Source organism: Herminiimonas glaciei, from assembly GCF_042664955.1.
Classification (GTDB): Bacteria; Pseudomonadota; Gammaproteobacteria; order Burkholderiales; family Burkholderiaceae_D; genus Oxalicibacterium; species Oxalicibacterium glaciei.
This window is the reverse complement of the sequence record NZ_JBHTBU010000001.1, coordinates 1,135,283-1,156,904: the sequence shown is the minus strand read 5'-3', so window position 1 is coordinate 1,156,904 and position 21,622 is coordinate 1,135,283. Positions and strand designations below refer to the sequence as shown.

Sequence of the window (21,622 nt, the reverse complement as noted above, 5' to 3'; positions counted from 1 at the left end):
AATTTTCCTTGAGCTAGAGGGCTGCGTTGCCGCGTTCGCCACTTTGTATGCGCACAATGTCATCAACCGTGGAAACGGCAATTAGACCGTCTCCTGTATTGCCGGTGTGCGACGCGCTTCGTATAGCTTCAACAACTTCTTGGGCGATGTCGTCAGAACAAAACATCAGCAGCGCAGTGTGCTCATGCATATCTGGATTCCATTCATCCGCTGCGAATAGATGCCCTATTCCACGACCTCTTGCGTGACCCCGTACTTGAAACAAGGTAAAACCAGGCAAATGACTAAGGCTTTGCAAGGCATGTTCGACAGCGTCAAGCCTATGCGGCTGAATAATCGCGATGATCTGTTTCATATCGATATCCTTAATGAGCGTGGCTAGCGGACGCTTTGCCTAATTCAGCTTTGATAAGGAAGCTGTTTGTCCCTGCATAGTCCTCTCCAGTCTCTAGCCCCTTCAGAACCTCAACGTACTTCGCGCCACGACGGCCAAGCTCAAGCGGTCGTGCCTCAAAGAGTTCACCATAGCGACCGAAAACAACGGTTGCATTGCCTAACGTTTGGATAGAGTCCGTCGTCACTGCCACAGGAACGTCGACTTCATCAGACACCAACGCAACGTTAACTGCTAAGCCTGGACGCCAAGTACCTTTAGGGTTCGCCATCACTATCCGTGCTTTAGCAGCGCGCGTTTGTTCGCCTACGAGGGAACCTATATACGAAACCGTTCCAGTGCCTTCAGCATCAAATGCTGTCGCCTTCACAGTCGCTTTTTGACCAGTTTTTACGGCATTGATATCTTGAGCGCGGACGGTCAGATCAACCCACACTGTGGACAAGTCCGAAATATCAAAGATATTTGCGTCTTCTTTCGCAACTGTTCCGGCAGAAATACGCTTCTCAGTGATGACGCCATCAATTGGCGATCGAATTTCGTATTGAGTCAGATTTGTCGAGGATGGTGACGCACCTAAAGCAGCGAGCTTCTGTTGCGCGCTTTGTGCAATGATTTGTGCTTCCTGCATTGTGGTACGAGCTTGCAAATAATCCTGTTCAGCAGATATTTTTTCTTCCCACAATGTTTTTTCGCGCTCATAGGTAGTACGAGCTAACGCAAGACGTTTTTGAGCGGCAAGAAGTTCGCTACGTTGATCGGAAAGCGCTTGGCTAGATATCACTGCAAGTATCTGGCCCTTACGCACCCGATCCCCAGCGTTTGCACGGACCGATTCAACAATGCCCGCTAGTCTAGGTACCACTTGGACGGTGCGGTCTTCATTAAGACGAATTTCTCCGATTAGTTGCAACTCTGTTTTGATGCGGACAGGCCCTGCCTTGAGGATTTTTACGCCGTTTTTTGTTAATTGTTCGTCGCTCATAGCAACTTGGCCTTCTTCTTGCGCATATGAGAACTCATATGATTGGTCGCCTTTGGTGGCCTTGATCTGAACCTTAAATGAGTGAGGTTCTTCGATGATCGAGTTACTTTTTAAATAGTCATTCTCCTTTGAGAATGAAATACTTTGAGGGCTTCGTCCAAGTCGCTCCAGAATTACGACGGCCTTAGTCGCGGCTGGATCGATTGGCTTTCCATCTTGGTAGGTATATATACGAAATTGAGGCTTGCCCTCATTTTCAGAAATAGTCAGCTCAAGGCTGTATCCATCTTTAGTGAATAATTTCCCGCCCTTAGGACCACTTTGAGGCGTTGATTCGGCGTGATGCTCATTGTCTTCATGCCCACCCGCATCATCATGTTTTGTCGCACTTTTTTTTCCATGATGCTCAGTGTCAGCGTGCTCCTTAGTTTCCGCATGTCCTTTGCCGGACTCTTCATTTTGCGCGCCTTTCGGATCTGAGACTAAGATCAAGCCTCCTAAAAGAAGGCCGATAGCTATTACGATTATGATGAAGGTGGTTTGTTTGTTACGGGGAATGTTTTTCATCGTGGCCTCTAGTTCTTTGTGGCAGAAAATTGTTCGCCAAGCAGACGGTCAATTGCGGCTGCGGCTCGGTGTGTGTCGGCTAACGAGCGCAAGTACTGCGACTTGGCTTGGAAGAAAGTGCGTTGAGCATCAAGGACTTCTAGGAAGCTAAATTTACCTAGTTCAAAACCTTTGGTCGTTGCTTCATAGGCACGTTGCGCGGCAGGCACGACTTCCGACTTCAGCATTTCTGCTTCAGTAATTGAAGTACTTAAACGTCCGTGCGTTTGCCCAAGTTCACGATTCAAACTCACTTCGGTTGTGGTCAAATCGTCACGTGCTTTGTCAGTCCTACGTAGGGCTTCGAGAATATTTCCTTGATTGCGATCGAATAGTGGCAACGGGATAGATAGACCAACTACTGCTGTATTACGACCCACTTGCTCATCTCGCTTAGAACCTAGAGTGAGCGTGACATTAGGGATCCTGCGTGAGCGCTCTACCGCAGTCATAGCTTTTCTTCGCTCAACTTCTATCCTTGCACGCGCCAAAAGCGGAGATTGCTCGAGGCGCTGCATCAAAGCAGGCAGAGGAATAAGAGGAGGCAGATCTTCAGCAGGTTCTTGTACCTTGTCGAAGTCTGGAGTACGAGCTCCCCAGGTAGCGGCCAGCTCGCGTCGTGCTGTCCCCAAATCATTTAAGGCTTGGGCAAGTTCGATACGTACGCCGGCTTCGGCGACACGTGCTCTTGTTTCTTCAACGGGAGAAATCTTCCCTGCCAATACACGTTTCGAGGCAATGGTCGTTGCTCGCTGTGCTAGTTCAACTGTGCTTAAGGCTAACCGATAACGCTCTTGACCGATAACTACGTCATAGAATGCAGCGACTACGAGCGCTCGTATGTCAGCTTGTTTGGCTGAAAGATCTGCTAACGCAAGATCTCGGGTACGTTCGGCGGCTGCGATACGTGCACTCCGTTTGCCCCCAAGTTCAATGGGCTGGCTGATCTGAACCGTCGTCGTACGCGTGTCACGTTTGAGGTCTTCTATCGTAGTAGAAAGCTCAGGATTAGGAATGATTCCAGCTTGTTGAATCATCCCTTCCGTAGCTTCTACTTCACGACGAGCAGCAGAAATTTCGGAATTGGCGCCATATGCCAGATCTAGAGCGGCAGCAAGTGTGAGCAGCGAGATATTAGCTGCCTTCATCTGCCCACTTTGAGTGGTTTCGCCACCATATGACGATATTACCTGCGCGTAAGCAGGAATTTGTAATGTTAGAGATGCCGCAAATAGAAGCGGCAATAACGGCTTTTGCATCGAATTTCCTTAGTAATAGACAAAGGGAATCCAGCAGCCAACGCTATGAACTACATCAAGAACGAGGAAAAAATAGAACGAGCGGGTGCCGGATTAGGAAGCGGCGTAGACCCACTTTGGGCGTTCTGGACGCGGAGGGAGAATTGAAGCAAGTATAGAAGTGTCAGGTATACGTGGTGTTACGCTAACGATGTCAGAAATCAGAATGGCTGCAGGAATTTCTGCAATAGCAATGCCACCAAGATGACAGAATGCGCAATCTATATCAGATGCCGAACTAGACTTCGGCACATCACTTTTTTGATCACTCAACGATGCAATATGCTTATGCTCATGGTGACCGAAATGCACAGTTACCGGGTTACTTTCATGCTGACAATAAACCGCTGCCGCTGCCCAGCTAATCTGGAGCGGTACGATCAAAAGCATGAGGATGACTAGTAAGCGTCGCATAATTGTGCTTATTTTATAGCAGTTTTAAAAAATTCTCGCAAAGTATTTAATTTTGAAATGGAAAACAGATGATTTCACCATTATGGTGAGATATTAAGACGCACTACGCAGTTGATTTGATGCATTCGGGCAATTATGGGGAGTGTCGTTTAAAACTCTCGTATCTCCAGGCGTTTAGACATAGAGATAATCATAATGGCCCTGATTCCGAAAGAATTTGGTTTTCGAAATAGTAAATCGTCGTTCACCCAATTTACGGTTCTTGCCCGTCCAGGAAGCGAACATCGCGTAGTTATTGTAAGTCTGGTAATCTAGCATTAGTTCTCCTGCTCGTCTTCTCTCATCACATTTGCCAGCAGCAGCTTTAACGAGCCTATCGGAAGATGGAAAAACTGCGTGGCACTGCCCTACTCTCTGCCTGGACTTATTCTGAAATGCGTCTTGTTTTTTGCTAGGAAAATTGCATTTCCAAAGAACATGCCCATCCCTATTTAAATTAATTCTTTCTATTCTGAATCTGTTGCGGCCGCATCGTTCATTAATCTGATGCCAGATACAGAAAAATGAAAAGTAACTCCATCGCAGAAGATCTCTGTTTGAAAGTCTAAACGCCGGATAAGGCCCCATGAAACTCAGTTGGGTATTTGCATCTCTTTTATCTTTCAGCTGATCGAGCACTACATTTTCAATCGACATTCTCCATGTAAGGAATGCAAGCGCAACAGGACAGACCAAAACGCCATTTAGCGCATTGGCCTCATAGCAATCCAACCCTAAAAGCTCTTTTAAGCAGTCTTTGTGGTTGTGGACATAAGCATTGGCAATATGCCGCCTGAGACTTCTGTAACAATGCCCTATATCACTTTGAAGTAAATGCTGCCTATTGCAGGACTCATTGTAGATAGGAGTTTCATCGATGACACCTTCTAAACGAACTAGATCAGCAGCGATAGGCTCGAAGAAAAATTCCCATCCTTCAGGCGGGGGGCCAGCTACAGCTATTGCCAGTCCAAGAAGCCATCGTTTTCCATCATTCGCATCTAGATCCGCTCCATCGAATAGTTCTTTGAGCAACATGCTGCTGTCGCCAAGCTTCTCGTTGAGCACATGAATCCAAGCAGCAAAGGAATCACAACATTCGCTAATTTGCGTCAACAGGTCCGGAGGCATCTGCTTAGATGACATTACTTCCTCGAAACCAAGAAACTCCCTGCTACACCTTGAGCAACTAGAAGGAGATTGGCTTTTACATATCGCGTTGAGCGATGCTCTGGTAACGCATCGATTACAACCACTGGTAAGGTCACACCGATGCCAAGGGCACTGCCGTAGGATGGGCAAGTCAAACAAAGAACAATGGTACTTATGCTTCCAGCATTGAGGGCAATAACGAGTTAAAAACTGTTGACCATTGATAGGAACGATTTGATCTACAAAGCCGTTCAATACTTCATGTTTTTTTGCGTTCAAAAGCTGTGCCAATTTATCGAAATTAATCCATCCGCTGCAGGACAAATTCGCAATGTCATAGGCCGAGGTCAACTTAGGATCAATTTCGATTAGCTTTTTTAACTCATTGATATCGACATGATTAAGCATGATGATTTTTCTGACGATCATCTTGCTGGATTCGTAGGGGGCAAGACTGCCGTCAGGCCAGGTTAGCCGACTCTCTTCGTTCCAATTAATTTTCATTGTTCCCATCCACCTTCCTTACTGGGCGACTGAAGGAGAGCACTGAAACTGGCTAAGTTCGACGATTCGACTGCAATCGCAATATCGCTATCCGAGATTGAAAAATTACTGCAGTCTTCCTTTTTTGATGCGAGTAGCAAATACTCTATAGACAAACATACATGCTCCATTGGAACCATACCAAGCCCTAGTGGGCCAGCGGCTGCGGCTAGTGCCTCCCACAGCTTGGATGCGTAACGATGAAGCCTAAATCCCTTGGCAAATGCTTCCGGAAGAAAAAAGCGTGTGTAACTCCAGCCAGATCCTTCAGGATATTCAGACTGCTCGTCATAGGCTTTCAATAAAAGCTGCAACTCAATCATGCTGGAACAACCTTCAAAAGCTATGGGTTCGCTGAGAAAGCGAGCGATGATTTGATGTTGCCCACTGACCAATAGTGCAGCGCGGCGATGCATGATTTGAGGTTGGGCAAAGAATATCGTCGTCATTTTTATTTTCATCAGATCTAGGGCATTGTGCAAAACGAAAAGTTGTTCCAGATCCGTATCTGACAATAACTGTGCTTCGTCCACAATTAAGACAAACTGGGACCCTCCAATTTTGCTCAACTTTAGAATTGTGTCGGTCTTAATATTCTCCAGAAGAAAACCTACTTTTGTACGGCTCGACAAGATATGTTTTTTGGCTTCTAGTATCAACGAATACATGTGGTATTCCGACGATTGCTTTGATCGTCGAGCACTTAGTAGTAGCGTATATGTTCGCGGGAATTCGTTATTCAACAGATTTTGAATCTCCTTGGCGCAGGTTGTTTTACCCATTCTAGGAGTCGCATAAAAGACGACGCCAGTACGTCTGGTCCATACTTTTTCTCGTGCAATTCTGTACGTACGTTCGAGCATGGGTGTGGGAAGCGTGTAGTCCCGTTCAAGTACAGGGTGAAACTCCAACAGCTGCTCACGGCGTCTTGGTGAGAGTTCGCACGGTTCCGCCTTGCCGATGATGGCAGGATCAACTGTATTGATCGACTCTGGCATACAAACTCCTATCTCCGATTTTTTACTTTCATCAAGCCTACAACCGGGGTATCCAACAGCGAACTACGATTAGCAACAACCTTCGTCGTACGAATATGGGATTCATCAGGCTTTGCTTTGGCATCGATAACAAGTTCAAGGCCCGATTCTCTAGAAACCTGCGTCGCCTTGGTTACTTGTTTTGCAGAAAGAGGTTGTATTCCTCTCTTAGTTTTCGAGTTGGTCTTGCCGAGATATGCCATATAGATGTGGACAGGGTCGTCAAACTCAGACACCACAATAGTCCTGTGGTAGACCAAACTATTTATGACCTTACGTGTTCTACGGCTATGTTTGGTGTGCGCCCATTTTCCCTGGACACACAAATAGCCGAAATCCGCACCATTTTCTAGGTAGGCTCGCACTTGGCGGAAGTCGTCATCGGCATTATCAATATCGATAAACAAACGTTTTCCAACTAAATAGCCAGCCTCAGCGAGAATTGGATTCGTATAACGCGCACCGTCGAGTTGTATGTAGGGGCGACGTCCTGACTCTCTCCCCCCACGCACGGTGACACTGATCGTAGTAGAGAATGTTCGTCCATTCTTTGACATCTCTTTAGGAAGGTGTCTGATTGTGCAAAGCGGAACTTCACCTTCTAGGTGATATTGTAGGTACTGCAATGGAGATAAACTTGAAAGGCCTGAATTCGGCGTGGCATTATGTTGAGCGATCGTTACATCCAATAATTCAGCCACTTCTGCAGCCCTAATTTTATGCTTTAACGCTTTTTTCTGCGCATTGGGCGCACGACCACTATGCGGATTACTTCCAGTTGTGGATGGCAGTCGTTTAAACAGCTTGTCGGCGATTTGACCAAACGTGCGCTCAACACTATCTCGCCTCTCAAAATGAGCTACTGCTCCCCAATTAATGACGAATCCTAGGCCTTTCCGCAGATTCTCATGAACCGGTTGCGCCAAGTGCGCCAATGCACCATCAAGCTTAGTGACGCTCCAAAGCGCGCCATAAGCCCTCTCTATAATTCCGCTTGGTAGTCCAGCATCGGGAGGGTAATTCAGCCCGTCAACAGTAAGCTCTATTGGATGCCATTTTTTTGTGATGGCATCGCGTACAACTTTAATCACGTCTTCTTTCGTTACTTCGCTCCTATACACGACCAAGTAGGACAATATAGCTGCGGAAGCACCCTCTACCACTGCAATCAACCACAGTCTGTCCAGAAGTAGATCTCTCTCAGTTCCTTCTGGAGTGCGAAAAGTTACAGTTGAATGACAGTCAATTCGATATGCGTCTATTTCCACTACATCATAAGGCTCACTGAAATACAAAAATGGCGCGTGCCCTGTACCAACATTAAGGTGTGCTTTCGCAGCTGCCCCCTCCCTGATATTTACAGCGCGCTTAAAGTTTCGGTCTAAGACATCACGCATAAAACTACGGATGGATTTAATCCCGCGATGTTTGGTTGTAAAAGGCCACTCGGAAGCACTCACCCCGTACTCTTTGATAGCCTTAATAAAAAGTTTATGCAGGTCGCGAGATCGCAGTCGAAATTCTGGGACATCTTTGTACTTTGCATCTTGCCTGATGAAGCGAGTAAGTTTTTCTTCTAATTCAGGAAAGCGATCCAACATCATGCCAAGCGCACCGGTTTGGCCGCCTTGCTGCTCGCCAAATTTCCTCCCTAATGGCGCGCGACGCCTATATGGTTCGATCCGAACATGTGGTACCAGTGCCCGAAAGCCGAATATCTTTCCGTCAGATGCAATTTCCAAGCATTTTCGCGCCATGCGTGGGAGACTCGCGGCGGCAATGCCGGTTCTTTCGGTAATAAATTTTACTGACTGGTATTCGAAATAGAGACGCATTGCCAATTCATTGCTCTCGTACTTCTCGACATCTTCAGACCTCAAGGCTGCTTTTTGCACTTTCGGCCAGAGGTCAAGTGGTAATGCCGTAGCTACGGCCTCTCTACGACTCCACATATCGAGCCCTTTGATTCCATGTCCATCTTGTAGATCTGCCGAATGGCTTCTTCGTAAGATCTAAGGAGATATGGCTTTGAAGCGCGTAACGAACAAGAAGCCCCATTACCACCGATTCGTCATAATCAATCAAATCGGAAAGCAGTTCTCCAACTGTCCCATCTGATTGATCTCGCAATCTACTAATAAGCGCTATTAGAGTGGGTGTTTGGTGCTGATCCCGAATGGCTGCGGCGAAAGCAATAGCTTTCAGCCACCTACAAGCAGATTGCACATGCGGCTTGAGTTCGTTGTCGCTGAAAACACGATACGAAACTCCTTGTTTGGCCGCAGCGGAAGATTGAGCCAAAAGTTGAGGTCGGGCTTCGACCAGCTCCTTTTCCGTACTTTTTACTTCATGCCACTCTGTTTTACCATTAGTCAACTCAACTATGGCATCGAGCTGCGTTCCTCTAGCTTCTTTTTCGTCGTGAGAAATGATGTTTTCGGGATGGAGGTCAAAGGATTTGACCTCAGGATTAATTTCTAGAAAATGTATCCAATGAACAAGTTGCCGATCGCTAGGCAGCAACCAGTCGGCATTCATCTTGGGACTGTAAATTAGCCAAAGATTATTATTTCTATGCCCACGCGCGCGGTATGCGTCCATTACATGCAAACGCTGCGTACTCTTCAATGAAGGATTTGATTTCATCAAAGCACCTTCAGGAAACGCGGTCCAAAAGGCGCGTTTTAAGGTCGGGCTTTTTACATTAGTTCAAAACGATGCGATGTCAAGATAACGATGTCCGGCCTTGATAAAAAGCGCGCATAGTTTTAACAACTTTAGTTCCGGCAGCATTATTTTTACAAAATTACTTCCATAAAAAGGAACTAAAGTTGCTATCTGAGTTAGGAGGAAGCATCAAAATAAATTTGTAAACTGTTGATTTTTATGAAATTCAGTTGACTTTGGAAGGTTGGAACTTTAGTTCCGAGCGCTTTTATGGGATGCGCTCGTCCGCATCGTCCGTAAGCTTCTATCCCTAGCTCCTGGTGTCGGCAGCAATCACGGTGTGGGATGTTTTTCACTGAAACGAATCTTGAACGGGCCCGCGTATGGTGTGTGGACAACATAGATTCTGACTTCCCGGCTACCGCTCGTCATGTTTTGCGGCACGACCCTTGAGTAGGTAAATTCTTGCCGGTTCAATATTTCCAAACGCCGGACCAGCGCCTTGCCACCTCCGTCGAAGACATTGATCTGATAACGCTTGTCGCCGGTTATGAAAAAATAGCCGGCGCCGCCCTGGGAAAGCCGCGACTGTCCGGTAGACGGGTCAAAGTATTCGAACCGGTTGCTTGCTGCGTCCCAGATCGAGATGCCCACGACGCCGGGATAACGTTCGATCACGTTGTGGGACCGGTCATTCTCCTCATAGACAGCCGTGGTCTGCCAGACCTTCGAGCTTAATTCCTTGGGATCGATGCTCGTTGCGGCAACGGGCTCGGCGTTGGCGACCGGCACCGTGGCTGCGGCAAGTGATAAAAACAAAGCACGTATCGATAAGCGTTTCATGGGTCACTCCTCCACGCAATATTGTCTATAGAAGATATTACATTAATGATACCGGTTTGCTTAAACGATCAATGTGACGACCAATAAGAACGAGGAATTCAATGATTTCATCAAACGAAGTCTTTAATGCATTAATCTCCAGACAGTTGCATAATTAGAATGCATAGCATCTGCAGTCGGGCATGACGATATTCAATATTTCATAATCCGCCGGAGACTCAAATGAATATCCGTAAAGCGATAATCCTTGCAGCCTCCTCCGCATGCTGTGCCAGTGCGCTGGCACAAATCCAGGAAATCAAATCCTCCAATAACCAGATCGGCTTCCAGGCCATTTCGAGCTATGTCGACTATAAGGAAACCAACGACGGGCGCTTTGGCACGGCTGTTGGTACCCTGAATACCGAAAAAGGCTGGGTGCCCGGCTTTGCGGTTTCGGCGTCCGTCATGCAGGACTGGCTGTTCGGTAATGACTACCTGCAATTCCAGTACAGCCGTAACAAGGGCCACACCGACTACACCGGCTCTCTTTTGACCGGCGGTGCATTCGGCTCCGCCGTGCAGCAAAATGATGCGACCCTGATCGATTACAGCCTGCGTTGGGGCAAAGGATTCAGTGTGAACCAGGCGGTGATGCTCACGCCGTACCTGGAGTTTGGCCGTCACGAATGGAAACGGGGCGTCAATCAGGGCGAAACCTATACCAATAATTACTACGGTATCGGCGCCCTCGCGCAATATTCGCCGATGCCGCGCCTCGTGTTGAGCGCCAATGCTTTGATCGGCCGGACTACTGGCGCGGATATCAGCGTCGGCGGTCCGCTGGGCTTCAATGGTTCGCTGGGAAATTCCAATCTGTACAAGGTTGGCCTGTCGGCGGATTATGCATTCAGCCAAAGGTTCCGCGGGAATGTGGGCCTGAATTACTCTGCCTTTAAATATGGCGCGAGTGCCAATTACCCGGTCGGCGGCACGGTGACATGGGAACCTGATAGCCGGACCCGGTACACCACGATCAGCGCCGGCGTTGGTTACGCCTTTTAATTTGCTGTAAGGCGCCTCTATCTCCATGCAAACTTACCAGGGCTCCTGCCACTGTGGTGCCTGTCGCTTCGAAGTCGAGATGAACCTTGATCATGTCCGCAGTTGCGATTGCTCTGTTTGCAGGCGTCGCGGCGGATTGATGCACAGGGTTCCGTTTGCAGCTTTGCGCCTGTTTACACCAATGGAAGATTTGACGATTTATGAATGGCGCAGCAAGACAGCCAGGGATTATTTCTGCCCTCGGTGTGGCGTTTTGTCGTTTCGCAAGCCCAGCAAACTGAGCGCCAGGGAAGTGGCGCTGGGGATGCAAACATTCGAAGGATGGGCGGTAAATGTGCGCTGTCTCGAGGGTGTGGTTTTGGCCGAAATCCCGATCAGGCACATTTCCGGAAGTGAGTTGTAGTGTTGTGAAGTTAACCGGCTTTCGACAGCTTGCGCGAGAAGTATCCCCACGATGACTTCTGCCCTGCTTTTTTGGACCTGTCCATCCCGGCCGCCATTAACACGGACATAGGATTATCCAGTTTCAGTGCGACCGCCACCTTGAGGCAGGTGTCTTCGTCCATCACGCGCTGGCCACTTTTATAAAGGCTGATGGCGCTACGGGTAATCTTTAATTTCTCTGCCAGTGCGGCATCGTTTTTCAACTCATACTTGTTCTGTACTTGCTCCAGATATTTCACGCTTTTCATGATCCAGCCTCCCTAAAAATTCTAGTGAAGCAATTGTCCGAGATCGGATTGGGAAAATATTTGACGATCATACGATATTTGAATAATCGTCCAACTATCCATTCGTTTCGTTTTTGCAGCATGTGGTGACTGGTGCTAACTATCTGTTTGAGCCTGTTTGCAGCCGGTAATTTAACCCTGTAAACAGCGATGAATGCCACGCAATTACTTGCATATATGCACATATCGTGAAAGACTTGCTGCAGTGCTGCCCTACAGCGGCGCTCTCACTGCAACAGCCGTAAATGCCCTCCCGTAGTTCCCGAGTTTCAAAATACAGTTCGCTTCATTGACGTTGAAATTTTTATTCACGCCCTACCCTATATGAGGTGTTAAATGATCCGTCTGCCCAAACTTTCCCTGCTTCTGGCATCCCTACTTACTACGCTGACGCTGAGCACGACCAGTCTGGTACATGCTCAGCAAGTATTACGCGTATCTGCCATTCCTGATGAAGCACCAACCGAACTGCAGCGCAAGTTCAAACCTTTAGGTAATTACCTCGAAAAGAAACTCGGCATGAAGGTGGAGTTCACACCTGTCACTGATTACGCCGCATCGGTAGAAGGCCTGATCAATAACAAACTGGATATGGTCTGGTTTGGCGGCTTTACCTTTGTGCAGGCAAATGTACGCAGCGGCGGCAAGGTTACCCCGCTGGTACAGCGCGAAGAAGATGAGAAATTCCAGTCCGTCTTCATCACCACCAATAAATCGATTAATACACTGGCTGACCTGAAGGGCAAGAACTTCAGCTTCGGCTCCGAATCCTCGACTTCCGGTCATTTGATGCCACGCTCCTACCTGTTGGCAGCAAAGATCAATCCTGATACCGATATGAAGCGCGTGTCTTTTTCCGGCGCGCATGATGCAACCGTGGCCGCGGTGGCCGGTGGCAAGGTGGATGCCGGCGCATTGAATATCTCGGTATGGGAAAAACTCGTCGCGTCCGGCAAGGTTGATCCCAAGGAAGTGCGCGTGTTTTACACCACGCCCGGTTACTACGATTACAACTGGAGCGTACGTTCCGACATGAATCCGGCCGTTCAGAAGAAAATAACGGATGCCTTCCTTGCCCTCAACAGCAATGACCCTGAAGGCAAGGAAATCCTGGAGCTGCAGCGTGCAACGCGCTTCATCCCGACCAAGGCCTCCAACTACACTGCGATCGAAGCTGCCGCACGTAATGCCGGTTTGCTGAAATAATACGGTCTTCAGCATCGCCTCCGGTCCGGGGGTGATGCTGTCCGTCCATCCCAGATAGCGCGGCATGACCATCCAATTACATAATATTTCTGTGCACCACAGTGGCGCAGCCAGGTCTGCTTTGGCCTTGCGCGAACTGAATCTATCGATTACCCAGGGTGAGCAAGTAGCCCTGATCGGACCATCGGGGGCCGGCAAGACCAGCCTCCTGCATACGCTGGCTTGCGCGCTGAAGCCGGAATCCGGCAAGCTGAGCATCTTCGGCGAAGATCCGTGGCAACTGTCCAGCAGTGCGCGCCATGCGATGCGCGCGCGCCTGTTCCTCGCACCGCAAACACCGCCTTTGCCGCCACGCCAACGCGTCGTGAATGCGGTGCTGGCCGGGCTTCTCCCGCAATGGAGCATATGGCAGGCAATGCGTTCGCTGGTACGTCCGATCGCACCGGATGTTGCGTACGAAGCACTGGCACGTTTTAAGCTGCAGGATAAGTTGTATGCACGTGTTGACCATTTGTCGGGCGGTGAACGCCAGCGCTGCGGCATGGCGCGTGCACTGGTATCGAATGCCGAAGTCTTCCTGGTGGATGAACCATTATCCGCGCTGGATCCGACCCTGGCCTTGCAAACCTTGGCCGTACTGCAACAGGAAGCCGGCAAACGCCAGGCCACACTGATTTGCAGCCTGCATCAGGTTGAACTGGCACGCGCCAATTTCACGCGCATCGTTGGTTTGCGCGATGGTCGTATCGTGTTCGATGCGGCACAGCAGGATGTCAGCGACGCGATGATAGAAGCACTGTATCGCAATAGTGACAAGATGCCGACGCCCGATGGCGAACCGTCAGAAGTGGCACTTATTCCCACGCCCGTTCCACCGCGTTGCTGATGACTGTGAAACAGCCATGAGTACACCCGCCTCCCTCGCCATGACACACCGCGATCCAGCCTGGCGCAGCCGCGTCATCGGTTTTATCGTGGTGCTTATCGTCTTGTGGCCGATGCTGGTGTTTGCAGAGTTCAAACCGTGGATTTTGTTTGACGAGCAAAGCCTGCGGGCGACCTGGAAATTTCTAACGACTTTCTTCCCGCCTGCCCACTCGGCAGAATTCCTGCATATGGTTGCCGCCGCAACCTGGGAAACGGTCGCCATGGCGACCGCCGGCATGACCCTGGCCTTGCTCGGCGCGATTCCGATGACATTGTTGGCAACCGAGCGATTGTCTGTCTCGCGCCTCGGCACAGGCCGCGTCGCAACTGTGGCCAAGATGTTCCGTCAATTGGTACGCTGGCTATTGGTATTGCTGCGCAGCGTGCCGGAACTGGTGTGGGCCCTGCTATTGGTACGCATCGTCGGCCTGGGCCCGACCGCCGGTGTGCTTGCGATTGCACTGACTTATTGCGGCATGCTGGGCAAGGTGTACGCCGACATACTCGAATCGTCCGACTCAGCGGCCTGCGACACCCTGCTGCAAAACGGCAGCAGCCGCCTCGCTGCCTTCCTGTATGGCGCACTGCCCTCTTCTGCTTCTGAATTGGTTTCCTATACGGTCTACCGCTGGGAATGCGCGATCCGCGGCTCTGTAGTGATGGGTTTTGTCGGTGCCGGTGGTCTTGGGCAGCGCATGGATGAATCGATGAAGATGATGGCCGGTGACGAGCTGGCCACCATGCTGTTGGTCTTCGTGTTGCTGGTTGCCTGCGCCGATGGCGTATCGGCATTATTGAGACGGAGGCTGGAATGATGCAAAAGCCATCCGCTGCCATGCCAATACCGCCGAAAGCCGGCTGGTCGACCGTACTGCTATTGCTCGGCATCCTGCTATTGATTGTTGCGAGCTTTGTGTCATTGCCTTTGAAGTGGCGCGATTTCTTTAGCCAGGATGCGATACGCACCAGTATCGAATTCCTGCGCGGCTTTTCCCCACCCGAGCTGGCACCAGCCTTCCTGGAAAAGATTGCTTATGCAACGCTGGAAACCCTGGCGATGTCGGCTATCGGTACCTTGCTCGCCGCCTTTTTTGGTTTATTGCTGAGCCTGCCAGCCAGCGGCCGCTTCGGCATGAGCGCACGCGTGTTGACACGCGGCATATTGAATGTCTTGCGTTCCATCCCGGAGCTGGTGTGGGCTGCCATCCTTCTGATTGCAGCCGGCCTCGGGCCATTCGCCGGTACGCTGGCACTGACCATCCATACGATAGGTGTGCTGGGTCGTCTGTTCGCCGATACCCTTGAGAATTGCCCGCCTTTGCCTGAGTCTTCGCTGCGCATCAACGGTACACATCCGGTCGCGGCCTTCCTGTATGCGACGCTGCCGCAAAGCAGTCCGCAAATGATGTCCTATGTTTTATACCGCTGGGAAAACAATATCCGCGCTGCCGCCATCCTCGGCGTGGTCGGTGCCGGCGGCCTGGGGCAAATGCTGAAGTACCACCTGTCGCTATTCCAGATGCAGCAAGCTGCCAGCGTTATTATTGCGATGCTGGGATTGGTCTGTGCTGTCGATGCCATCAGCTTCGGACTCAGGCGTGTCATGACGCGCTGAGTACTTCGACATTGCATGCCGCAACAGCATGCAAAGAGAATGTGGCGGAAGGAAGCGGGAGTCGAACCCACCCGGCAACGCATGGCGCCACCAACTGGGTTTGAAGCCCAGCCGCCCCACCAGGGACGATTTCCTTCCATTCTTACATCATTCCCCTGCGGGGAATAAAACTGTACCAGGACGCAGCAGATGCTTGTCATCGACGCGTCGCAAGAAACCTATCCTGTCGAAAAACTCCAGTATCAGGATCGCACGTTTGCGTCCCAATCCTGTCGCATCCCGAAAATTAGCAGCCGTCACTTCACCATCGCGTTCATGTATCTGGCGCACCAGGGCTGCAAGCTTGCGTACTACCTGTGGATGGTAATACAGATCCTTGACGACCTGATACACGTCACCGGCTTTCGCCAGGCGGATAAAAACATGACGCACTTGCGATTCCGGCTGCCTGATCGTGACAGCGATGTCACGCACCCATGGCGGATCGAAATCTCCTTCCAGTAGCAGCGGCAAAGCACGTTCTGCCACTATCTTTTCTGCGGCCAGCAATTGCACGCCATGCTCGGCCAGATGCAGGAAACCATTGCGTTTGGCGAGCACACCATTGGCCACCATGCGATCCACCAGCTGCGACCACAAGGTTTCCGGCATGCGCGGCACTGCCAGGCGACGTGCCCTTTGCAGGTCCGGTCCTATGTCTTCCGGATACCTGGCATGGAAAGCTTGCAAGGCATGGATGACTGTTGCCTCATTTTCTTGCAGGCGCTCCTGCGCGATTGCCCATGCCCTGCCCTGGCCAAATACGATACCGGCCAGTGCATCCGGTGCGAACGGCCAGTCATGCAAGCCTGCGCTGCGCAGCCACTCGGCGCTATTCACGCCAAACGGTGCATGTTCCAACGCGCCTTGCAGGCGCACTGCCGGATCGGCATTGCGCTGTGTTTGCAGGAAAGCCAGGCGTTGCGGTGTTTGCCGATAACGCGCCGGGGCATGGGTATCGAGCACACTGCCACCGGCAATGGTGCGATTGGCAGAGGCATCGCGCAAGATGAAACGGTCGCCATGCCAGGCATTAATCGCTTCCTGCATCACCAACTGCGCCAGTCCGGATTCCCCCGGTGCCAGCATCGATTGGCCGAGTATCGCTACCGAAGCCATGCATTCTTGCGTCGCCAGATGCAGGTGTACCAGCGTACCGGAGCGCAAAGGTGTGTCTTCAGTCGCGGCTACTTGCAGCAATACATCGATGCGATCCGAGCTTTGCGCAATGGCGGGATCACATAACATTTGTCCACGTTCCACTGCACTGCGTTCCAGTCCAACCAGGCCGACTGCGCAACGCTGGCCGGCATGTGCGCTTTCGACATTTTGATTATGTACATGCAGGCTGCGTACGCGATAGCTTTTGTCAGGCGCATGTGCGAGGCACAGCATATCGCCTATCTTGACCTGGCCTTCGGCAATGCTGCCGGCGACTACCGTTCCGACGCCATCCAGTGTAAATGCCCGGTCCAGGCCCATGCGAAAAGCGTTTACAGGCGCAATATCCGATTTGCCACGCTCGGCTTCAGCCAGCAGTAACTGCCGCAAGTCTTCGACGCCGTCGCCGCGCAAGGCGGATACACACAGCACAGGATAATCCGCCAGCCCTGCTGCGGCCAGCAAGGCTTGCACTTCAGTTATGCGTTGATTCCTGAGTACATCATCAACGCGATCAATCTTGGTAATCACCGCCGCACCACGCCGCACTCCGAGCAGGGACAGGATGCTCAGGTGTTCTACCGTTTGCGGCATGATGCCGTCATCCGCTGCGACCAACAGCAAGGCGAAGTCGATACCGCTGGCACCGGCAACCATGGTGCGTACCAGTTTTTCATGCCCGGGCATATCGACAAAACCTATCATGCCGCCATGCGCTGCCGGCATGAAGGCATAACCGAGTTCTATCGTAATGCCGCGGCGCTTTTCTTCCGGCAGGCGATCACCTTCCTGCCCGGTCAGTGCACGTACCAGCGCACTCTTGCCATGATCGATATGGCCGGCAGTGCCAACGATCATGCCAGCCTTTCGCGCAGGGTCGCGAGCTGCGCCAGAACTTCAGTGACATCATCGAGGCATCGGCAATCCAGCAACAGGCTGTCATCCGCGACACGTCCGATGATAGGTAATGGAAGACCACGCAAGGTCGTCGCAAGATGGTCCAGGGCGGTGCCTGTACCCCGCTTCCCGGCCAGCACGGGCGAGATGGCAAGACCGGCGGATGGCAGGCGATCTACCGGCAAGGAACCGGAACCGATCTGGCTGGACATACTTTGCAAGCTGACGGTGTAGCGTGGGGTCAATGCTGCACTCATGGGTTCAAGCAAGGCTTGCGCCGTTGCAGTCACCTGCTCCGGGGTCCGTGTGAGCCAGCGCAAGGTCGGCAAATCACGTGTCAACAATTCCGGTTGCAGGTAGAGCGTCAGCGTGGCTTCCAGTGCGGCCAGCGGCAGCTTGGACAGGCGCAAGGCGCGCTTCATCGGGAATTTGCGTATCTTCGTAATCAAGTCACGTTCGCCAACGATCAAACCGGCTTGTGGCCCACCCAGCAATTTATCACCGGAGAATGTCACCACACCGCAACCAGCAGCCAGCATTTGTTGTGGTGTCGGTTCCTGCGGCAAGCCCAGTTGCCCCATATCGACCAGTGAACCGCTACCGAGGTCGGTCACCAAGGCTACCTGGCGTTCACGCGCCAGTAGCGCAAGCTGGGATTCCGGCACAGAAGATGTAAAACCTTCAACTGCGTAATTGCTGGTGTGTACTTTCATCAGCATCGCAGTGCGTGCATTAATTGCACGCTCATAATCGGCCAGGTGCGTGCGATTGGTGGTACCGACTTCAACCATGATGGCACCGGCACTGGCCATGACATCCGGCATGCGGAAAGCGCCACCTATCTCTACCAGCTCACCGCGCGAGACGATGACCTCGCGACCGCCGGCTAAAGCGGCAATCGACAGCAATACCGCGGCGGCATTGTTATTCACTACTGTGGCTGCTTCCGCACCGGTGATATCGCACAGCAAACCTTCGACGATACTGTCACGATCACCACGACCGCCATCGACCAGGTCATATTCGAGGTTGTTCGGCCCTTCCATCATCGCCGTCAAATGACGGATCGCCGCCTGCGGCAGTACGGAGCGACCGAGATTGGTATGGATGACCGTGCCGGTCAGGTTGAGCACGCGACGCATGCGGGGCGCGAGACGTTCTTCTATGCCGAGGGCGAGGCTGATACTGAGGGTTTCTGCCTGGATATCTGCCAGTTGCAGGCTGCCGGCCACTGCTTGCACCCGCAAACTGTCGAGCAGGACGCGCGCCTGGATGGCGACCAATGTATGACCATGCGCTGTGAGCAAGGGCTGCACCGATGGCAAGCGCAGCAATTTATCGATCGAAGGCAGATCCTGCGGACTGGCCTTCGAGCCGTGTACCACGGACTCTCCGGTCGCCGCCACTAGCCGCCTCCGCCGTCGTTGCCGGTTTCAGCCGTTTCCGGATCACCGAATAATAAGAGCAGGTTCACGCCGTGGCGTTGATAGCCTGCTTCTGAAATCAGCAGGTCGAGGATCACCGAGCTCAGGTCGTCAGCTACCGGCTCGACCGCGATGTCGCGCTCCATGCGAACGATCTTCAGGTAATGATTGCATTCATCGCAAGTTTCAACCTCTACCGCTTCCTTCGAAACCGTATTGCTCGAAGTGGTGTCGCCGGCAGCTTGCAGCGAATGATAATGGATGCCCTTGGTGCTTTCGCAGTGGCTACATTTGATGCGCACCATATGCCATTGCAGCGAACACAGTGAACAATGCAGGTAACGATAATTACCTTCGCCGTCGACACGTGAAATCGAAGCCGTCGGCAGGCTGCCGCAGCAAGGACAGCGTGTGGAGTCACCGATGCGGCCAAACGGTGCCAGCTTGTCATCACCACGTGCGGCAACTGTAGCCAGCAGCATATGCGTCCAGTAAGCCTGCAAACCGGCGGCGATCAAGGGTGCGGTAGACAGCTTGAGGCCGAACATGATGTTATTGAGCAAGCGATCAGCCTGCAATTCCATTTCCTGATCGCTCATTTGCTGCAGTTCCTGCACTACCGCTTGCGCCGGATTATTGGCCAGTCGTGGCAGTAATTTATCCAGCATATCGCACAGCGCGACACGCCATAATGGATCGCGTGGCCACAGGGCGGCAGGCAATGGTGCTTGCGCCGTATTGCGCGCCGCATCCAGGGCTTCGGCATCCGGCAAAACAACTGCCGGATATGCTTGCAAGGCCTGGTGTTGGGCGTGTGCCACTTCAGCGGCAAAGACAAGGAAGTCCTGCATCGCATGGGATGCAGCATGCTGCCGCAAACGGTTTTCGCGTGCAGAAAACACATCGAAACGTTCCGGCATATGCAGGTGAGGAACTTGTTGCCCGGCGCGGACAGCAATCTCTTCAGGACTGAGCAAAGGACGTGCTTGGCTGATGGTCATGAATCGATTGTGCCCTCAAACTTTACTTTTCGCCACTGATTTTCCGATACCAGAGCAGATGATGTTTGCGCGCCCATTTTTCACTGACAGTACCGCGTGTCATCGCCTGTACCGAACCCTTGACCCAGATTGCGGCATAGACGTGAATGATGACGCTGAGGATCAGCACGGTAGCCGCTATCGCATGGATCAGCACTGCGATCCGGCGTACCACTATCGGGAAGAAATTGGCGAACCATGGTTGCCAGAACATGAAGCCGGTCACAAACAGGAGGACGAGGCTGATGCCGAACAGCCAGAACACGACTTTTTGCCCTGCATTGTATTTACCGACCGGCGGCATGCCTTCTTCATTGCCTTTCAGCAGCTCCGGTGCTTTCCTCACCCACGCGCTGTCTTCCCTGGTCCAGAAGTTGTCACGCCAGACTTGCAGGAAGAGAAAGACAAAACCCAGCACCATCAATACCCCGAAGAATGGATGCAGGATACGTGTCCATGAACCACCGCCAAACAAGGCGCTGAAGAAGTACATTGATGGATGGAAGATCGCAAGGCCGGTCAGGCCGGCGCAAATAAACAGCAAGGCCACCGCCCAATGGTTCAGGCGGGTACGGTCCGGATAACGTTCTATGATTTTTGCCATGTCGCTACTCCTCAGACTATATCTGCGTTGTGCTTTTCAGGCTCGCCACCGGGACCAGCCGGTGGTTTGGCGGCATGCTCGTCTTCCGCATCGGCGTCCAGCGGCCCGACCTTGATGTAGTGGAAGAAGCCGGCGATGGTGGCACCTATCATTGCAGCGACAGCCAGCGGTTTGGCGGCACCTTTCCACAAGGAGACCAGTGGGCTGATGCTCGGGTTTTCCGGCAGGCCGTGATACAGGTTCGGCTTGTCCGCATGCTGCAACACATACATCACATGCGTACCACCGACGCCTTGCGGATCATAGACCCCCGCCTTGTCGTAGCCCCTTTCCTTCAGGTCGACCACGCGTTCAGCGGCGAAGGTGTGCATATCTTCCTTGCTGCCAAAGCGTATCGCACCGGTCGGACAAGCCTTCACGCATGCAGGTTCGAGGCCGACGCCGACGCGATCCGAACACAAGGAACATTTATAAGCCTTGTCATCTTTCTTGCTGATGCGCGGCACATCAAACGGGCAACCGATCACGCAGTTACCACAACCTATGCAATGCTCACTGATGAAGTCGACGATGCCATTGGTGTATTTGATAATCGCACCCGGTGCCGGGCAGGCTTTCAGGCAACCCGGTTCATCGCAATGCATGCAACCGTCCTTGCGGATCAGCCATTCCAGGCGCATGCCTTCGCTCTTGCTTTCGACTTCCACTTCAGAGAAACGCATGACGGTCCATGAATCAGGCGTCAGGTCGCGCGGATTGTCGTAAGTGCCTATGGTGTCGCCGACCGTGTCGCGCAGATCATTCCACTGCATGCACGCAACCTGGCAAGCCTTGCAGCCGATACAGCTGCTGACATCGATCAGCTTCGCCACTTCGGTCACATGCGTGCGGGCTTGCGGACTGGCCGTGGTGGTCGCCGATCGCAGTGCAATATCAAGGGATTGTAGTGAGGACAT

21 protein-coding genes and 1 tRNA gene are annotated in these 21,622 nt (G+C 51.9%); 6 read left to right on the top strand and 16 right to left on the bottom strand.

What is annotated here, in order from left to right; all coding sequences use genetic code 11:
* Window positions 1-13: 13 nt before the first annotated feature.
* The 9 genes from ACFQPC_RS05115 to ACFQPC_RS05075 form a co-directional block, all read right to left on the bottom strand.
* Window positions 14-355 carry a P-II family nitrogen regulator gene (locus tag ACFQPC_RS05115; RefSeq protein ID WP_124574110.1) on the bottom strand — a complete coding sequence of 114 codons (342 nt, stop codon included), beginning with the start codon at window positions 353-355 and terminating at the stop codon, window positions 14-16.
* A 10-nt stretch (window positions 356-365) separates the two neighbouring features.
* Window positions 366-1,946 (bottom strand): efflux RND transporter periplasmic adaptor subunit, encoded by a 1,581-nt coding sequence (locus ACFQPC_RS05110; protein WP_124574111.1) that lies wholly within the window; start codon window positions 1,944-1,946, stop codon window positions 366-368.
* Window positions 1,947-1,954: 8 nt separating this feature from the next.
* Window positions 1,955-3,244, bottom strand: coding sequence for a TolC family protein (locus ACFQPC_RS05105; protein ID WP_124574112.1), 1,290 nt, complete (start codon window positions 3,242-3,244; stop codon window positions 1,955-1,957).
* Window positions 3,245-3,337: 93 nt separating this feature from the next.
* Window positions 3,338-3,697, bottom strand: a complete 360-nt coding sequence (czcI, locus tag ACFQPC_RS05100; protein ID WP_012079626.1) for a cation efflux protein, CzcI family — start codon at window positions 3,695-3,697, stop codon at window positions 3,338-3,340.
* A 174-nt stretch (window positions 3,698-3,871) separates the two neighbouring features.
* Window positions 3,872-5,401, bottom strand: coding sequence for a hypothetical protein (locus tag ACFQPC_RS05095; RefSeq protein WP_124574113.1), 1,530 nt, complete (start codon window positions 5,399-5,401; stop codon window positions 3,872-3,874).
* Window positions 5,389-6,429 carry an ATP-binding protein gene (locus ACFQPC_RS05090; RefSeq protein WP_124574114.1) on the bottom strand — a complete coding sequence of 347 codons (1,041 nt, stop codon included), beginning with the start codon at window positions 6,427-6,429 and terminating at the stop codon, window positions 5,389-5,391. Before ACFQPC_RS05090 ends, ACFQPC_RS05095 begins: the two co-directional genes overlap by 13 nt.
* 8 nt (window positions 6,430-6,437) lie before the next feature.
* A complete protein-coding gene (locus ACFQPC_RS05085; protein ID WP_124574115.1) occupies window positions 6,438-8,420 on the bottom strand; it encodes a hypothetical protein in 1,983 nt (660 codons plus the stop codon).
* Complete coding sequence (locus ACFQPC_RS05080) at window positions 8,407-9,114, bottom strand: hypothetical protein (protein ID WP_124574116.1); 708 nt, start codon at window positions 9,112-9,114, stop codon at window positions 8,407-8,409. Before ACFQPC_RS05080 ends, ACFQPC_RS05085 begins: the two co-directional genes overlap by 14 nt.
* A gap of 354 nt (window positions 9,115-9,468) precedes the next feature.
* Complete coding sequence (locus ACFQPC_RS05075) at window positions 9,469-9,978, bottom strand: DUF4822 domain-containing protein (protein WP_382270544.1); 510 nt, start codon at window positions 9,976-9,978, stop codon at window positions 9,469-9,471.
* Between the two features lie 222 nt (window positions 9,979-10,200).
* Between ACFQPC_RS05075 and ACFQPC_RS05070 the strand changes: the two genes are divergently transcribed.
* On the top strand, window positions 10,201-11,022 hold the full coding sequence (locus ACFQPC_RS05070) for a CBM20 domain-containing protein (protein ID WP_382270543.1): 822 nt from the start codon (window positions 10,201-10,203) through the stop codon (window positions 11,020-11,022).
* Between the two features lie 25 nt (window positions 11,023-11,047).
* Window positions 11,048-11,425: a GFA family protein gene (locus tag ACFQPC_RS05065; RefSeq protein ID WP_465261796.1), complete on the top strand. Its 378-nt coding sequence runs from the start codon at window positions 11,048-11,050 to the stop codon at window positions 11,423-11,425.
* A gap of 10 nt (window positions 11,426-11,435) precedes the next feature.
* Here the strand turns inward: ACFQPC_RS05065 and ACFQPC_RS05060 are convergent, their stop codons facing one another.
* Complete coding sequence (locus tag ACFQPC_RS05060; RefSeq protein ID WP_382270541.1) at window positions 11,436-11,714, bottom strand: Cro/Cl family transcriptional regulator; 279 nt, start codon at window positions 11,712-11,714, stop codon at window positions 11,436-11,438.
* 375 nt (window positions 11,715-12,089) lie between these two features.
* Here ACFQPC_RS05060 and ACFQPC_RS05055 point away from each other — a divergent pair, with 375 nt between their 5' ends.
* From ACFQPC_RS05055 to phnE, 4 genes are all read left to right on the top strand, one after another.
* Window positions 12,090-12,959: a putative selenate ABC transporter substrate-binding protein gene (locus tag ACFQPC_RS05055; protein WP_382270539.1), complete on the top strand. Its 870-nt coding sequence runs from the start codon at window positions 12,090-12,092 to the stop codon at window positions 12,957-12,959.
* Window positions 12,960-13,023: 64 nt separating this feature from the next.
* Window positions 13,024-13,845 (top strand): phosphonate ABC transporter ATP-binding protein, encoded by an 822-nt coding sequence (locus ACFQPC_RS05050; protein WP_382270538.1) that lies wholly within the window; start codon window positions 13,024-13,026, stop codon window positions 13,843-13,845.
* 16 nt (window positions 13,846-13,861) lie between these two features.
* The gene (locus tag ACFQPC_RS05045; protein ID WP_382270536.1) at window positions 13,862-14,701 is read left to right on the top strand and encodes a PhnE/PtxC family ABC transporter permease; all 840 of its coding nucleotides are present in this window, start codon (window positions 13,862-13,864) and stop codon (window positions 14,699-14,701) included.
* Window positions 14,698-15,501: a phosphonate ABC transporter, permease protein PhnE gene (gene phnE, locus ACFQPC_RS05040; protein WP_382270535.1), complete on the top strand. Its 804-nt coding sequence runs from the start codon at window positions 14,698-14,700 to the stop codon at window positions 15,499-15,501. The genes ACFQPC_RS05045 and phnE overlap by 4 nt, the downstream gene beginning before the upstream one ends.
* Before the next feature lie 42 nt (window positions 15,502-15,543).
* On the opposite strand, the gene ACFQPC_RS05035 is transcribed toward phnE, so the two are convergent.
* The 6 genes from ACFQPC_RS05035 to fdxH all read right to left on the bottom strand — a co-directional run bounded on the left by ACFQPC_RS05035 (window position 15,544) and on the right by fdxH (window position 21,622).
* Window positions 15,544-15,639: transfer RNA gene (locus ACFQPC_RS05035), tRNA-Sec, on the bottom strand.
* 9 nt (window positions 15,640-15,648) lie between these two features.
* Entirely contained in the window at window positions 15,649-17,559 is a 1,911-nt protein-coding gene (gene selB, locus ACFQPC_RS05030; RefSeq protein ID WP_382270533.1) for a selenocysteine-specific translation elongation factor, read from the bottom strand.
* Complete coding sequence (gene selA / locus ACFQPC_RS05025; RefSeq protein WP_382270531.1) at window positions 17,556-18,983, bottom strand: L-seryl-tRNA(Sec) selenium transferase; 1,428 nt, start codon at window positions 18,981-18,983, stop codon at window positions 17,556-17,558. The genes selB and selA overlap by 4 nt, the downstream gene beginning before the upstream one ends.
* Before the next feature lie 20 nt (window positions 18,984-19,003).
* Entirely contained in the window at window positions 19,004-20,023 is a 1,020-nt protein-coding gene (gene fdhE, locus ACFQPC_RS05020) for a formate dehydrogenase accessory protein FdhE (RefSeq protein ID WP_382270529.1), read from the bottom strand.
* Between the two features lie 22 nt (window positions 20,024-20,045).
* Window positions 20,046-20,666 carry a formate dehydrogenase subunit gamma gene (locus ACFQPC_RS05015; protein ID WP_382270527.1) on the bottom strand — a complete coding sequence of 207 codons (621 nt, stop codon included), beginning with the start codon at window positions 20,664-20,666 and terminating at the stop codon, window positions 20,046-20,048.
* A gap of 11 nt (window positions 20,667-20,677) precedes the next feature.
* A complete protein-coding gene (gene fdxH / locus ACFQPC_RS05010) occupies window positions 20,678-21,622 on the bottom strand; it encodes a formate dehydrogenase subunit beta (protein ID WP_382270525.1) in 945 nt (314 codons plus the stop codon).

What these genes read in the sequence shown, in the direction of transcription:
- ACFQPC_RS05115 (WP_124574110.1), bottom strand. Translation starts at nt 355, where the DNA reads ATGAAACAGATCATCGCGATTATTCAGCCGCATAGGCTTGACGCTGTC.
- ACFQPC_RS05110 (WP_124574111.1), bottom strand. Translation starts at nt 1,946, where the DNA reads ATGAAAAACATTCCCCGTAACAAACAAACCACCTTCATCATAATCGTA.
- ACFQPC_RS05105 (WP_124574112.1), bottom strand. Translation starts at nt 3,244, where the DNA reads ATGCAAAAGCCGTTATTGCCGCTTCTATTTGCGGCATCTCTAACATTA.
- czcI (WP_012079626.1), bottom strand. Translation starts at nt 3,697, where the DNA reads ATGCGACGCTTACTAGTCATCCTCATGCTTTTGATCGTACCGCTCCAG.
- ACFQPC_RS05095 (WP_124574113.1), bottom strand. Translation starts at nt 5,401, where the DNA reads ATGGGAACAATGAAAATTAATTGGAACGAAGAGAGTCGGCTAACCTGG.
- ACFQPC_RS05090 (WP_124574114.1), bottom strand. Translation starts at nt 6,429, where the DNA reads ATGCCAGAGTCGATCAATACAGTTGATCCTGCCATCATCGGCAAGGCG.
- ACFQPC_RS05085 (WP_124574115.1), bottom strand. Translation starts at nt 8,420, where the DNA reads ATGTGGAGTCGTAGAGAGGCCGTAGCTACGGCATTACCACTTGACCTC.
- ACFQPC_RS05080 (WP_124574116.1), bottom strand. Translation starts at nt 9,114, where the DNA reads ATGAAATCAAATCCTTCATTGAAGAGTACGCAGCGTTTGCATGTAATG.
- ACFQPC_RS05075 (WP_382270544.1), bottom strand. Translation starts at nt 9,978, where the DNA reads ATGAAACGCTTATCGATACGTGCTTTGTTTTTATCACTTGCCGCAGCC.
- ACFQPC_RS05070 (WP_382270543.1), top strand. Translation starts at nt 10,201, where the DNA reads ATGAATATCCGTAAAGCGATAATCCTTGCAGCCTCCTCCGCATGCTGT.
- ACFQPC_RS05065 (WP_465261796.1), top strand. Translation starts at nt 11,048, where the DNA reads ATGCAAACTTACCAGGGCTCCTGCCACTGTGGTGCCTGTCGCTTCGAA.
- ACFQPC_RS05060 (WP_382270541.1), bottom strand. Translation starts at nt 11,714, where the DNA reads ATGAAAAGCGTGAAATATCTGGAGCAAGTACAGAACAAGTATGAGTTG.
- ACFQPC_RS05055 (WP_382270539.1), top strand. Translation starts at nt 12,090, where the DNA reads ATGATCCGTCTGCCCAAACTTTCCCTGCTTCTGGCATCCCTACTTACT.
- ACFQPC_RS05050 (WP_382270538.1), top strand. Translation starts at nt 13,024, where the DNA reads ATGACCATCCAATTACATAATATTTCTGTGCACCACAGTGGCGCAGCC.
- ACFQPC_RS05045 (WP_382270536.1), top strand. Translation starts at nt 13,862, where the DNA reads ATGAGTACACCCGCCTCCCTCGCCATGACACACCGCGATCCAGCCTGG.
- phnE (WP_382270535.1), top strand. Translation starts at nt 14,698, where the DNA reads ATGATGCAAAAGCCATCCGCTGCCATGCCAATACCGCCGAAAGCCGGC.
- selB (WP_382270533.1), bottom strand. Translation starts at nt 17,559, where the DNA reads ATGATCGTTGGCACTGCCGGCCATATCGATCATGGCAAGAGTGCGCTG.
- fdhE (WP_382270529.1), bottom strand. Translation starts at nt 20,023, where the DNA reads ATGACCATCAGCCAAGCACGTCCTTTGCTCAGTCCTGAAGAGATTGCT.
- ACFQPC_RS05015 (WP_382270527.1), bottom strand. Translation starts at nt 20,666, where the DNA reads ATGGCAAAAATCATAGAACGTTATCCGGACCGTACCCGCCTGAACCAT.
- fdxH (WP_382270525.1), bottom strand. Translation starts at nt 21,622, where the DNA reads ATGTCCTCACTACAATCCCTTGATATTGCACTGCGATCGGCGACCACC.